Source organism: Pseudomonas sp. NPDC088444 (genome assembly GCF_044900175.1).
Classification (GTDB): Bacteria; Pseudomonadota; Gammaproteobacteria; order Pseudomonadales; family Pseudomonadaceae; genus Aquipseudomonas.
In genome coordinates, this window is the sequence record NZ_JBJDNK010000001.1 from 636509 (window position 1) to 649379 (window position 12871).

The window sequence follows — 12871 nt, forward strand, 5'->3', positions numbered from 1 at the left end:
CTAGAAGCTCAAACCACCACAGTCTGCCCACTCATGGCCAGATCCAGCAATTCACGGTTGGCCACCGCGTACATCGCGTAGTCATGACCACTTGCCGCACGCAACTCGACCAGCATGGCGCGCCAGCGCTCGACCATTGGCATGTGCTGCTCCAGCCACAGGTTCAGGCGCTCTTCGACGTCCGCAGGACCGTTCGGCATTTGCAGAACGGACACTGTGATCGCCCGTTGCTGCCAGTCGATGTCGTCGCGGAACGCTTCGCGAGCCAGAGCCTGCCAGTTGTTTTCCACCGGCAAGGCGCTGATCTGTTGCAGGTACCAGGTCACGTCCAGCGAGCTGCCGACGGCGAAGTAGACCTTGGCCACGTCAGCCGCGTTCTGGCCAGTGACGTCGGACGCTTCGATGATCGGCAACAGCGTGTACAGGTGCGCGGTACCCGCGACCATGCGTGCCAGCAATTCAGGCACACCAGCGGCAACGTATTCCTGATAGCGCGCCTGCCAGGCTTCACGCGGCGGGCCTTCCAGCAGTTCGTCCAGTTTCAGACCCAATGCCGCCAGGTGCGGACCGAAGTGGGCGACGTCACGTGCCGCGTCCAGTTCGTTGCGACGGCTGCGCAGGAACCAGCGGGTGGCACGGCGCCCCAGACGCATCAGTTCGTCCATCAAGGCCAACTGGATTTCGGCCGGGACCTTGTAGTCCAGCGCCTCGATCTGACGGAACCAGTGCGGCAGGTGGAAGATGTCCCGCACGATCACGTAGGCACCGGCCACGTTGGCTGCGCTCATGCCGGTTGACTCTTTGAGCCGCTGCACGAAGGTGATGCCCATGTGGTTGACCAGGTCATTGGCGATCTGGGTGCTGACGATTTCACGCTTCAAACGGTGGCGACGCATGGAGTCGGAGAACTTCGACGCCAGCGATGGCGGGAACGCGGTTTCCATGTCGCGAGCCAGGTAGTCGTCATCCGGCACGCGGGATTCGAGCAGCGCTTCCTTGAGGTCGATCTTGCTGTAGGAGATCAGCACCGACAGCTCGGCGCGGGTCAGGCCTTTCTCCTCGGCGATGCGTTCGGCCAGTTGATCTTCGGCAGGCAGGAATTCGATGGCGCGGTCCAGCTTGCCACGGGATTCCAGGTCGTTCATCAGGCGCTTGTATTCAGCAATGCGCTCGTAAGCGCGACGGGCCGCCAGCGACAGGGCCTGGGTCTGCTTGTAGTTGTTGCCGAGGACCAGATTGCCCACGTCGTCGGTCATGCTTTCGAGCAACAGATTGCGCTGCTTCTCGGTCATGTCACCGGCCTGCACCACTTCGTTGAGCAGGATCTTGATGTTCACTTCGTGGTCGGAGCAGTCCACACCACCGGCGTTGTCGATGAAGTCGGTGTTGGTCGCGCCACCCAGCAGGCCGAATTCAACGCGGCCCAGTTGGGTCATACCCAGGTTACCGCCCTCGCCCACCACTTTGCAGCGCAACTGGTTGCCGTTGACGCGCAGGGCGTCGTTGGCCTTGTCGCCCACGTCAGCGTGGCTCTCGGAGCTGGCCTTGACGTAGGTGCCGATGCCGCCGTTCCACAGCAGGTCCACCGGCGCCTTGAGCAGCGCGTGCATCAGCTCGGTCGGGGTCAGCTTGTCGGCGGTGATGTCAAAGCGCGCCTTCATCTGCGGGGTGATGGTGATGCTCTTCAGGCTGCGCGGGAAGATGCCGCCGCCTTCGGACATGAGGCTGGTGTCGTAGTCGGTCCAGGCCGAACGCGGCAGGTCGAACAGACGCTTGCGTTCGGCGAAGCTGGTGGCCGGATCCGGATTCGGGTCGATGAAGATGTGCAGGTGGTTGAACGCCGCCACCAATTGCAGCTTGTCGGACATCAGCAAACCGTTACCGAACACGTCACCGGCCATGTCGCCGACGCCGATCACGGTGACGCTGTCTTGCTGAACGTTGATGCCGCGCTCGCGGAAGTGGCGCTGTACGCCGACCCACGCGCCTTTGGCGGTGATGCCCATTTTCTTGTGGTCGTAACCGGCCGAACCACCGGAAGCGAAGGCGTCACCCAACCAGAAGCCGTAATCAATGGCGATGCCGTTGGCGATGTCGGAGAAGGTCGCAGTGCCCTTGTCCGCCGCGACGACCAGGTACGGGTCATCGTCGTCGTGACGCACGACGTTGGCCGGTGGCACCAGAGCGCCTTCTTTCAGGTTGTCGGTAATGTCCAGCAGGCCCGAAATGAAGATGCGGTAGCAGGCGATCGCTTCGGCCTGAATCTCGTCGCGGGTGCCGGTGGTCGGCAGGCGACGCGGCAGGAAGCCGCCCTTCGCACCGACCGGCACGATGACCGAGTTCTTCACCTGCTGGGCTTTCACCAGCCCCAGCACTTCGGTACGGAAGTCTTCTTCGCGGTCCGACCAGCGCAGGCCGCCGCGCGCGACGTTGCCGAAACGCAGGTGAACGCCTTCGACGCGCGGCGAGTAGACAAAGATTTCGAACTTCGGCACCGGCTTTGGCAGTTCAGGGATCAGACGCGGGTTGAACTTAAAGCTGAAGTAGCTCTTGTTCTGGCCGTTGGCGTCGGTCTGGTAGAAGTTGGTGCGCATGGTCGCCTTGATCAGGTCAAGGTAGCGACGCAGGATGCGGTCTTCGTTGAGCACCTGAACGTCGTCCAGCGCCGAGAGAATCGCCTGTTCCAGACGCTGTTGCATGTCGTCCAGATCACCACCGGAGAGCTTGCGCGCCAAGTAGAAACGGGTCTTGAACAGACGGGTCAGTTCGCGAGCGATATCGGCGTGGTTGTTCAGGGTACTGGCGATGTAGCCCAGATCGAAGCCCAGACGAATCTGTTTCAGGTAACGGGCGTAGGCGCGCAGCAGCGCCACATCACGCCATGGCAGGCCAGCGGTGAGCACCAGACGGTTGAATGCGTCGTTCTCGGCCTCGCCACGCACAATGTGGACAAAGGCGTCCTGCAGCGTGTCATTGAGCTGTTGCAGGTCCAGATTCAGACCTTCGGCATAGGTGAAGGCGAAGTCGTGTATCCAGAACTCGCGGCCATTGGTGTGACGCAGGCGGTACGGGAATTCACCCAGCACGCGAAGGCCGAGGTTTTCCAGAATTGGCAGCACGTCCGACAGTGCCAGCGGGGTGTCGGCGTGGTACAGCTTGCAGTGCAACTGCGCCTTGTCCCCCGACAACGGCTGGTAGAAGCTCATGACCAGCGGCTTGGCGTCGGTCAGGTTCAGCAGGTGCTGCATGTCGACCACGGCCGAGTGCGCGGCAAAGCGCTCGCGGTAACCGGCGGGGAAGCCTTTAGGGAAGTCCGCCAGGACGTTGGTGCCCTGGGCTTCGCCAAAGCTTTCGACGACCAGACTGGCGTAATCGTCCTTCCACGAACGGCAGGCCTGGATGACTTCGTTTTCCAGTTGCTGAGGGTCGATGTCGAGGGTGACTTTCGGGTCCACGCGCAGGATCAACTGCACACGGGCCAGCACCGACTCGGAGAAGAAGGTCCAGAATTCGCAGTCGCTGGCCTTCAGACGCTCCATCAGCACTTGCTGGATTTTCTGCCGGGTTTCGGTGGAATAGACGTCACGCGGCACGTAGGCCAGGCAGTAGCAGAAACGGCCATAGGGGTCTTTGCGCAGGAACACGCGGATCTTGTTGCGTTCCTGAATCTGCACGATGGACATGACGGTGCTGAACAGCTCGTCCACCGGGGTCTGGAACAGGTCATCGCGGGGCAGCACTTCGACCACCTGCGCCAGTTCCTTGCCCAGATGGGCCTTGGAATCGAAGCCCGAACGGCGCTCAACTTCGGCAACCTTGCGACGAATGTAAGGGATATTGCGCACGCTCTCGCCATACACCGACGAGGTGTACAGGCCCATGAAGCGGCATTCCTTGATGACCTTGCCGCTGGCATCGATCTGGCGGATCGACACGTAATCCGGGTACGCCGGGCGATGCACGCGGCTAGGCGCGGCAGCCTTGGCGAACGACAACAGGGTCGGCTCATGCAGATAATTCACCGCATAGCCTTCGATGTGCAGGTCTTCCGGGGTCAGGCCTGCGCGCAGCAGTTTGGTCAGGCCCAGGAACGACGACGGATCGTAGGTCAACTGGCCGCCTTCGCTGCCGCCGTCGACGGTAAATTCTTCGTAGCCAAGGAAGGTAAAGTGGTTGTTCACCAGCCACTCCAGGAACACCTTCACTTCAGCCTTTTCGTCCGGGTCCACGGCGTATTCGATGGCATCGATACCGGCCAGCAGCTCGTGCAGCTTGGCTTTCATCGGTTCGAAGTCTTCCACCGCAACGCGCACTTCGCCCAGCACCTGCTCCAGCTCACGGGCCAGCACGTTCAGCTCGGCGGCGTTGGCAGTGCGGTCGATCTCCAGATACATCAGCGATTCTTGCAGCACACCCTCGCCCGTCGTGCCTTTGGGCAGCAGTTCGACGAGGTTGCCCTTTTCATCACGGCGCACACTCAACACGGTGGTTTGCAGCGTGTGGATGCTGTAGCCGCGGCGGTTCAGCTCGGTGCGGACCGAGTCCACCAGAAACGGCAAATCGTGGTGCAACACCTCAACGGCCGTATGGGTGGATTGCCAGCCATGACGCTCGTAATCAGGGTTGTAGACGCGGACTTGCGGGGCGCCATGTTCGAAACGTTCGAGCAGACGCCAGGCTGACAAGGTGCAACCGGCAAGGTCGGACAGCCTGCGCTGGGTCAGTTCATCGAGGGAAATGATGCCGAAGAATTGATCGGCGAACAGCGCCACTTGTGGCAGTGCCTGTTCGCTGATGTGCTGGGCCAGTGCCGATCGCAGTTGGTGCTGGAAGTCGGGCTTGCTGGCTGCGGTGAAGAACGCCATCTGTGGTACTCCGCTTGGCTTGGCTTTTATATAGGAGAGATGCGTGTTTCGGGGTCGTGCCTGCATGTGTGAGGGGTGTCTGCCAGGTGTGCGCCTGTTCGATGATAGTCGGCAGATCGTGACAAGGCGCAGTACGTGACCACATGCGTTAGTACTAACGCTCGTCGTGTGTGCGTCGTCACATCATTCGAGCCGAATGACGAGCGAGGGGCTTGCGCCCAAACCGGCTTCGTTCATCTGCCGGAAAGCTTAACGAGAGCAAGCCCGGCGCTGCTTGCAGGCCTGCGACATATTCGGACATCGCCATGCGAACCGGCATAGCCCATGCCGAACAGGAATAATCATTTTGATGCCCTTCGGGGCTATCGCGGACATCAAAACAAGAGCCCCGAACCAACCAAGGCAGGCAAATCCCCCCAAACACTGGCAAAATTTGGCCTTGTCCCGAACCGAACCACAGGAATGCCGCCATGCACATGACCACCGACAGCTTCATCTACAACCCCTGCGACGAGGAAGAAGATGACATGGCGCTGGCCTGTTGCCATGCCATCAACGGCGACCTGTTCCTGCTGGGGCGCTTTCCGGACGAAGATGAAGTCGACATCACCTTTCGCGACGACACCATTCACGTCGATGCCAACCTGAAAGTGACCCTCACACCGGTGCAATTGATCGTCGAAATCGATGCCGTCGACGCCAAGCCCTTCGGCGGCGAGCACACCTTTGAAATCACCCACAGCACGCCCGCCGAGGAACTGACCGAGCTTGACGCCACCTTGAAGATCCTGCTCAAAGACGTGGGGACGTACACCAGCGAACTGAGCTGATCACTCGTCACGCTGCAGCAGCACGGCTTGCCGGCAGTGGCGGCATTGAAACCGCTACCGCCGGCAAGCCGTGCAGCTACGGGATGACAGTCCTCAGACGACAGGATTTCTCGCAACCTGTCAGACACTTCTCGTTTTTACCCCGCAAACATCGACAAACCCTGAAAAAACCCCTTCCTCCGTTAGTCGCCACCCCCTCGGATGGATTAAAGTAACGCCCCCAGCTTCGAAGCCGTTTTGGCGCCGCTGCCTACCCTGTCAGGAACCGTCACCGATGGAACATCGTGAAGCGTTGATCGCGCTGCGAACCTTTCTCTCCACTCAGATTCTGGGGCAGGAGAAGCTGGTCGAGCGCCTGTTGATCGCGCTGCTCGCCGACGGCCACATGCTGGTCGAAGGCGCTCCCGGTCTGGCCAAGACCAAAGCGATCAAGGAGCTGGCCGAAGGCATCGAAGCACAGTTCCACCGCATCCAGTTCACCCCCGACCTGCTGCCCGCCGACATCACCGGTACCGAGATCTATCGTCCGGAAACCGGCAGCTTCGTCTTCCAGCAGGGGCCGATCTTCCACAACCTGGTGCTGGCGGACGAAATCAACCGGGCGCCTGCCAAGGTGCAATCGGCGTTACTGGAAGCCATGGCCGAACGACAGGTCAGCGTCGGCCGCAGCACCTACGACCTGTCGCCGCTGTTTCTGGTGATGGCGACCCAGAACCCTATCGAACAGGAAGGCACCTACCCGCTGCCCGAAGCCCAGCTTGACCGTTTCCTGATGCACGTGAAGATCGGCTTCCCGGACGCCACGGTCGAACGCAAGATTCTGCAACAGGCCCGTGGTGAAGCACTGCACGGCGAAGCCAAGCCGGACCGTCGCGTCAGCCAGCAAGCCATTTTCGCCGCGCGCAAGGAAATCCTCGGGCTGTACATGGCCGATGCGGTGGAGGAATACCTCGTGCAACTGGTCATGGCCACCCGCACCCCGGCCAAGTTCGACGCCGAGCTGGCCGAGTGGATCGGCTACGGCGCCAGCCCTCGCGGCTCGATTTCCCTGGACCGCTGCGCCCGCGCCCATGCGTGGCTGGCCGGTCGTGACTTCGTCAGCCCCGAAGACATTCAGGCGATGGTCTTCGACGTGCTGCGCCACCGCATCATTCTGTCGTTCGAGGCAGAGGCGGCGGGCATCGATCAGGACCGCGTCATCCAGCGCATTCTTGACGTCGTCGCCGTCGCCTGACCCCATGCAGCCCTATCAGATTTCCCAACCGGGCATCCGCATCAGCCTCGCCGAGCTGATCGAGATGCGTCATCGCGTGCGGGAAGTCCAGTTGTTCTCATCCCCCGGTCGACGCAGTCCGCTGATCGGCCTGCACCACTCCAAACTGCGGGGTCGAGGTGTCGACTTCGATCAGGTGCGGGTGTATCAGGCGGGCGACGACGTACGCACCATCGACTGGCGCGTGACCGCCCGCACGCAAGAGCCGCACACCAAACTGTTCCATGAAGAACGCGAGCGGCCGATCTTCATCATGGTCGAGCAGAGCCGTCGGCTGTTCTTCGGCTCGGGGCTGATGTTCAAGTCAGTGCTGGCGGCGCAGGCGGCGGCGTTGATCGGCTGGGCAGCGCTGGGCCATAACGACCGAGTGGGTGGCCTGGTGTTCGGTGACAACCAGCATTACGAAATCAAGCCTCGGCGCAGCAAGCAAAGCCTGTTGCAGCTGCTCAACCGGCTGGTGCGAGCCAATCAGTCTCTGCACACCGAAGCCGTGGCCGACCGCGACACCTTCGGCGTGGCGCTGCGTCGGGCGCGTGAAGTGCTACGACCGGGCAGCCTGGTGTTCATCCTGTGTGACGAGCGCACGCTGTCCGATTCCGCCGAGCAACAACTGGCGCTGCTTTCACGCCATTGCGACCTGCTGCTGTTGCCTCTGTCCGACCCACTGGATCACGCGCTGCCCGCTGCCGGGCTGCTGCGTTTCAATGATCGCGGCGCGCGGCTGGAACTCGACACCCTCAACTCGGACCTCCGTCAGACCTACCGTGCTCAAGGCGAAGCCCGTCAGGCGCGCTGGGAATTGCTGGCACAGAAACTGCGGGTGCTGATGATCCCCCTGAACACCCAGCAGGAAATGGTCGAGCAACTGCGCGATTACCTCAACGCGAACCAGCCGGTGAAACAGAAATGAGCCAGTTGGACCAGTTGCAACCGATGATCCTGCCGCCCCCCGTGAGTGCCTGGCCCCCTGCGTCCGGTTGGTGGATGTTACTGATCCTGATTCCGCTGCTCGGCTACGGCGTGTGGCGCGCGCGGGTGTGGCTGCCGAAGAAAGCCGCAAAGGAAGTGGCCGAGCAGCCACTGGACCCGCGCCGTCAGGCCGCGCTTCAGGAACTGGCGCAGATGCCCAAACCCTATGACGGCGCACCGGCAGGCGCCTGGCTGCAACAGATCAACGGCCTGCTCAAACGCCTGTGCCGCAACGATTACCCTCATGCCCAGAGTCACACCCTGAACGGCCGCAAGTGGCTGGCATTCCTTGACAACCGCTGCCCGGCGGCGGGCCTCACGCGCTGGATGGTGCTCGTCGAAGGCGCCTACAAACCCGAATGCAAACTCGACGACAAGGCCATTAACGGCCTGACCCAGTCGGTCGAAACCTGGATTCGCAAACATGTTTGAGTTCGCCTGGTCGTGGGTGTTTGCCTTGCTGCCATTGCCGTGGCTGCTGCGCTTCGTGCTGCCAGTGGCCGACAGTGGCGAAGCCGCGCTCAAGGTCAGTTTTATCGATGAACTGGAAGGTCTGGCGGGTCGCCGTGCCCGCGCTCATCTGCCCGGCTGGCGTCGGCAGTTGCCATTCGTGATCCTGTGGCTGTTGCTGCTCGTGGCCGCCGCCCGCCCGCAATGGCTGGGCGATCCGTTGCCCGTCGCGGCCAGCGGGCGCGATCTGCTGGTAGCGGTGGATGTCTCAGGCTCGATGGACTACCCGGATATGGTCTGGCAAAGCGACGAAGTCAGTCGTCTGACGCTGGTCAAGCAATTGCTGGGGGACTTCCTCGAACACCGACAAGGCGACCGCGTGGGCCTGATCCTGTTCGGCAGTCAGGCCTATCTGCAGGCGCCACTGACCTTCGACCGCAAGACCGTACGCACCTGGCTGGACGAAGCACGCATCGGCATCGCGGGCAAGAACACCGCTATCGGCGACGCCATCGGCCTGGCCCTCAAGCGCCTGCGTTTGCGTCCGGCGCAAAGTCGCGTGTTGATTCTGGTCACCGACGGTGCCAACAACGCCGGGCAAATCGACCCTGCCACCGCCGCTCGCCTGGCGGCGGGCGAAGGCGTGAAAATTTACCCGATCGGCATCGGCGCCGACCCCGACAAGGGCGCAACGAGCATTCTGGGGCTGAACGCGAGCCTGGATCTGGATGAACCTGCGCTGCGGGAAATCGCCGAAATCACCGGCGGGCAATATTTCCGCGCTCGGGACGGCGCGCAACTGGCGCAGATCGGCAAGACCCTCGACGCCCTCGAACCGGTGACTCAACAACCGACCCAAGCCCGTCCTGCCCTGGCGCTGTATCACTGGCCACTGGCGATCGCCTTGCTGCTGAGCATTGTGTTGGTCATTCACGAGCGCTGGCCGCACAACCCCGTGTACCGTTTCCTCGCCCGCCAGCCGGTGCTGCATCAAGGCCCGCAATGGCGTCAACGCTTCAAGCGGCTGCGGAGGCGTCGATGATAAGTTCGTGGTTTGCCGCCTGGCCACACTGGCTGCGCCCCGGCTGGCTGTTGATTCTGCCCTTGCTGGGTTGGTTGATCTGGCGCCTGTGGCATCGGCAAAAGCGGGTCGGTCGCTGGCAAATGATTCTACCGAGCGCCTTTCATTCAGTGCTGCTCAGTGGCGGTAACGGGCGAGAAAGCAAATTGCCGTGGATCGCGCTGGCGCTGGGCTGGTTGCTGGCGTTGCTCGCCCTGCTCGGGCCGAGCTGGCAACGGGTGGAACAAACCAGTCAACGCCCCGTGGACCCCGTGGTGGTGCTGCTGGAACTGACACCGGAAATGCTCGCCGCCGACAGCCCACCGTCACGCCTGGAGCAGGCTCGGCGCAAGTTGCTGGATCTGTTGCAAGCCCGCAGCGATTCGCAAACGGCGATCATCGTCTACGCGGGCAGCGCCCACACACTGGTGCCGCTATCAGACGATCTGGGCACCAGCAAAAACCTGCTGGACGCGATCCGTCCGTCGATCATGCCCGAAGCCGGTCAGCGTGCAGATCTGGGGGTGACCAAGGCACTGGACCTGCTCAAACAGGGCGATCTGGGGCTGGGCCGCATTCTGTGGATCGGCTCGTCGCTGAGCGAAACCGAGCGGCAAGGCATCCGCCAGGCCATGACCGGCCATGCACCTCAACTGCTGATGCTGGGGGTCGGCACAGCAGAAGGCGCGCCGGTCACTCAGGAAAAAGGCGGCTTCCTCAAGGACGCTCAGGGCGGGATCATCGTGCCGCGTCTGGACAGCGCCAGCCTCAAAGACTTCGCCGAGTCCGAAGGCGGTCGTTACACGTCGCTGCGTCTGGACGACGAAGACCTGCGCGAACTGGGCCTGCTCGACGGCCCGAAAGACCTTCGCAGTCAGGGTCAGACGCTGCAACTCGACAGTTGGGCCGATCAGGGCTACTGGCTGTTGTTGCCGTTATTGCTGCTGGCGGCCTGCGCGGGTCGTCGCGGCTGGATCCTGTGCCTGCCGCTGTTGATGTTTTTGCCCCAGCCCAGCTACGCCTTCGAGTTTCAGGATTTATGGCGACGCCCCGACCAACAAGGCCAACGCCTGCTGCAACGTCATCGCCCTGCCGAAGCAGCGCAGCGTTTCGAGGACATCCAGTGGCAAGGCATCGCGCTCTATGAAGCGGGTGACTACGCGGCTGCCGCTCAGCGTTTTGCCCAGGGCAATACCGCCGCCGACCATTACAATCGGGGCAACGCGCTGGCCAAAAGTGGTGAGCTGGACGCGGCCATCGACGCCTACGAACAGGCACTCGAACGCCAGCCGGATTTCCCGGCTGCCGCGGCGAACAAGGCCCTGATCGAAGAAATGAAGCAACAGAACGAACAGGCCGCCGCCGAGGATGCCAGCAAAGGCAAGAACGAAACCGACGAGAACGCCGACAAGCCGAACCCGGACAACGCCGAGCAAACGTCGTCCAGTCAACAGGCCCCGGTGCAAAACGACGAAGACGACAACGCCAACAGCTCGCAGGCGATGTCTGCCGCCAACGGCGCCAGCGATGCCGCAGACACATCGCCGGATGCAGACGAACCGACCCGCGCACCGACGCGCCCCGCCGACAGTCACATCAGCGGCGAACAACGTCAGGCGCTTGAACAGTGGTTGCGGCAGATCCCGGATGAGCCCGGCGAACTGTTGCGGCGCAAATTCTGGTATGAACAACAGCAACATCAGGAAAAAACCCGATGAATCGTGTGCACTCTGTGGTTTTCGCCGGGCTGTTGTGCCTGCTCGCCCTTGTGGCGCGCGCCGACACGCCTGCCGACACGCTGCAGGCCAGCGTTGATCGCACGCGGGTCAACACCGGGGAAACCGTCGAACTGACCCTGGAATCCGACGACGCGACCCTGTTCGGCAAACCTGACATGAGCGCGCTGGACGCCGACTTCGAAGTCCGCGACACCCGACAGCTCAACAGCCTTACCACGCTGGAGGGCAATGTTCACGCCACCACGCGCTGGCTGATCACCCTGATGCCGCGTCACAGCGGCTCCATCGAGATTCCCCCGCTCAAACTCGGCGAACTGGTCAGCCAACCGATCACCCTGCAAGTGGTGGAGGTCGAAGCGTCCGGGCAGGCGCAGGAACAGAAGCTGGCGCCAGTGTTCATGGAAGCGAGTCTGGATCAGGACACCGTCTACGTGCAGGCGCAGGCGGTGTTGACGGTGCGCGTCTATCACTCGGTCTCGTTGTTCGATGACAGCAACCTCAGCCCGCTGCAAGTGCCGGATGTACGCATCGAAAAACTCGGCGACACGCGCACCTATGAAAAACAGATCAACGGCATTCGCCATGGCGTGATCGAAATGCGTTACGCGCTGTACCCACAGCAAAGCGGCGATCTGACCATCCCGCCGCAAGCCTTCAGCGCCACCATGGTGCAGGACATCCCTGAAGTCAGTCAGGCGGCCGCCACCAGTCAGCCTGCCGTGGCGACCAGTCCCAAACCCGGCAAACTGATGCGCGTCACTTCCGATCCACTGACGTTGAAGGTCAAGCCGCAACCCGCGCACTACCCGGCCAACACGCCCTGGCTGCCCGCGCGCAGCATCAGCCTGAGCGAAAGCTGGAGCCCGGACCCGGCGCATACCCAGATTGGCGACTCCCTGACCCGCACGTTGGTAGTCACTGCCGAAGGGCTGTCCAGCGCGCAACTGCCGCCGCTGCCCGCCACCGACGTCAGCGCCCTGCGCCGTTACCCTGATCAGCCGCAATTGAGCAATCAGGCGAACGAACGGGGGCTGGTGGGCAGTCGCGAAGAACGCGAGGCGTTGGTGCCCAATCGTCCGGGCGCCATCGACATTCCGGCGGTGGACGTGGTCTGGTGGAACACGCTGGAAGATCATCTGGAACACAGCTCGTTGCCTGCGCGAACTCTGCAAGTCAGCACCAATCCGGCGTTGGCCGTGGACATGCCGGTCAGCGACAATGCGGGTGTCACGGTCATTGGCCCGCCCGTGTGGCCGTGGCAGTTGAGCACCGTGCTGCTGGCGTTCACTACCTTGCTGGGCTTCGGCCTCTGGTGGCGGGCGCGCTGGCAACCGGCGCTGACCCGCACCACGCAGCCCGGCCCCAGCCCGCGCACGGTGCTGGATGACCTCAAACGCGCCAGCGCGGCCAACGACCCGCAAGCCACCCGTCAGGCCCTCGACGCCTGGGCGCGTCAACAACCGGAAACCCTGGCCGACATGGCGGCGCGTTTCGTGCCGCTGTCCGATGCGCTGGACGGCTTGAACGGCGCGCTCTACAGCGAAACCGGCAAACTGTGGCTGGGCGACGAATTATGGAAAGCGGTCAAGGCACTGCCTGCCGTGGAAAAACCCGTGGATGCCAACGGCGCGGACAGTTTGCCGCCGTTGTACCCGAAGTGAATGAACAACTGGCCGCAGAGCGGC

At 62.5% G+C, this 12871-nt stretch carries 9 protein-coding genes; 7 read left to right on the forward strand and 2 right to left on the reverse strand.

Going from position 1 to position 12871, the window contains the following annotated elements:
* Nucleotides 1-8: 8 nt before the first annotated feature.
* Nucleotides 9-4865 (reverse strand): NAD-glutamate dehydrogenase, encoded by a 4857-nt coding sequence (locus ACI2KB_RS03145; protein ID WP_404631265.1) that lies wholly within the window; start codon nt 4863-4865, stop codon nt 9-11.
* A 178-nt stretch (nt 4866-5043) separates the two neighbouring features.
* The gene (locus tag ACI2KB_RS03150) at nt 5044-5361 is read right to left on the reverse strand and encodes a hypothetical protein (protein ID WP_404631267.1); all 318 of its coding nucleotides are present in this window, start codon (nt 5359-5361) and stop codon (nt 5044-5046) included.
* Between ACI2KB_RS03150 and ACI2KB_RS03155 the strand changes: the two genes are divergently transcribed.
* The 7 genes from ACI2KB_RS03155 (at nt 5336) to ACI2KB_RS03185 (ending at nt 12847) form a co-directional block, all read left to right on the forward strand.
* Nucleotides 5336-5695 carry a hypothetical protein gene (locus ACI2KB_RS03155; protein ID WP_404631269.1) on the forward strand — a complete coding sequence of 120 codons (360 nt, stop codon included), beginning with the start codon at nt 5336-5338 and terminating at the stop codon, nt 5693-5695. The two genes, ACI2KB_RS03150 and ACI2KB_RS03155, sit on opposite strands and share 26 nt — an antisense overlap.
* A gap of 274 nt (nt 5696-5969) precedes the next feature.
* Entirely contained in the window at nt 5970-6929 is a 960-nt protein-coding gene (locus tag ACI2KB_RS03160) for an AAA family ATPase (protein ID WP_404631271.1), read from the forward strand.
* 4 nt (nt 6930-6933) lie between these two features.
* Complete coding sequence (locus tag ACI2KB_RS03165; protein WP_404631273.1) at nt 6934-7878, forward strand: DUF58 domain-containing protein; 945 nt, start codon at nt 6934-6936, stop codon at nt 7876-7878.
* Nucleotides 7875-8369 carry a DUF4381 domain-containing protein gene (locus ACI2KB_RS03170; protein ID WP_404631275.1) on the forward strand — a complete coding sequence of 165 codons (495 nt, stop codon included), beginning with the start codon at nt 7875-7877 and terminating at the stop codon, nt 8367-8369. The genes ACI2KB_RS03165 and ACI2KB_RS03170 overlap by 4 nt, the downstream gene beginning before the upstream one ends.
* Nucleotides 8362-9429 carry a vWA domain-containing protein gene (locus ACI2KB_RS03175; protein ID WP_404631277.1) on the forward strand — a complete coding sequence of 356 codons (1068 nt, stop codon included), beginning with the start codon at nt 8362-8364 and terminating at the stop codon, nt 9427-9429. Before ACI2KB_RS03170 ends, ACI2KB_RS03175 begins: the two co-directional genes overlap by 8 nt.
* Nucleotides 9426-11165, forward strand: a complete 1740-nt coding sequence (locus ACI2KB_RS03180) for a VWA domain-containing protein (protein ID WP_404631279.1) — start codon at nt 9426-9428, stop codon at nt 11163-11165. The genes ACI2KB_RS03175 and ACI2KB_RS03180 overlap by 4 nt, the downstream gene beginning before the upstream one ends.
* The gene (locus ACI2KB_RS03185; RefSeq protein ID WP_404631281.1) at nt 11162-12847 is read left to right on the forward strand and encodes a BatD family protein; all 1686 of its coding nucleotides are present in this window, start codon (nt 11162-11164) and stop codon (nt 12845-12847) included. Before ACI2KB_RS03180 ends, ACI2KB_RS03185 begins: the two co-directional genes overlap by 4 nt.
* Nucleotides 12848-12871: the final 24 nt, after the last annotated feature.

Bases quoted from the DNA above. Each gene is read 5' to 3' on its own strand.
- ACI2KB_RS03145 (WP_404631265.1), bottom strand. From the start codon at position 4,865: ATGGCGTTCTTCACCGCAGCCAGCAAGCCCGACTTCCAGCACCAACTG.
- ACI2KB_RS03155 (WP_404631269.1), top strand. From the start codon at position 5,336: ATGCACATGACCACCGACAGCTTCATCTACAACCCCTGCGACGAGGAA.
- ACI2KB_RS03150 (WP_404631267.1), bottom strand. From the start codon at position 5,361: ATGAAGCTGTCGGTGGTCATGTGCATGGCGGCATTCCTGTGGTTCGGT.
- ACI2KB_RS03160 (WP_404631271.1), top strand. From the start codon at position 5,970: ATGGAACATCGTGAAGCGTTGATCGCGCTGCGAACCTTTCTCTCCACT.
- ACI2KB_RS03165 (WP_404631273.1), top strand. From the start codon at position 6,934: ATGCAGCCCTATCAGATTTCCCAACCGGGCATCCGCATCAGCCTCGCC.
- ACI2KB_RS03170 (WP_404631275.1), top strand. From the start codon at position 7,875: ATGAGCCAGTTGGACCAGTTGCAACCGATGATCCTGCCGCCCCCCGTG.
- ACI2KB_RS03175 (WP_404631277.1), top strand. From the start codon at position 8,362: ATGTTTGAGTTCGCCTGGTCGTGGGTGTTTGCCTTGCTGCCATTGCCG.
- ACI2KB_RS03180 (WP_404631279.1), top strand. From the start codon at position 9,426: ATGATAAGTTCGTGGTTTGCCGCCTGGCCACACTGGCTGCGCCCCGGC.
- ACI2KB_RS03185 (WP_404631281.1), top strand. From the start codon at position 11,162: ATGAATCGTGTGCACTCTGTGGTTTTCGCCGGGCTGTTGTGCCTGCTC.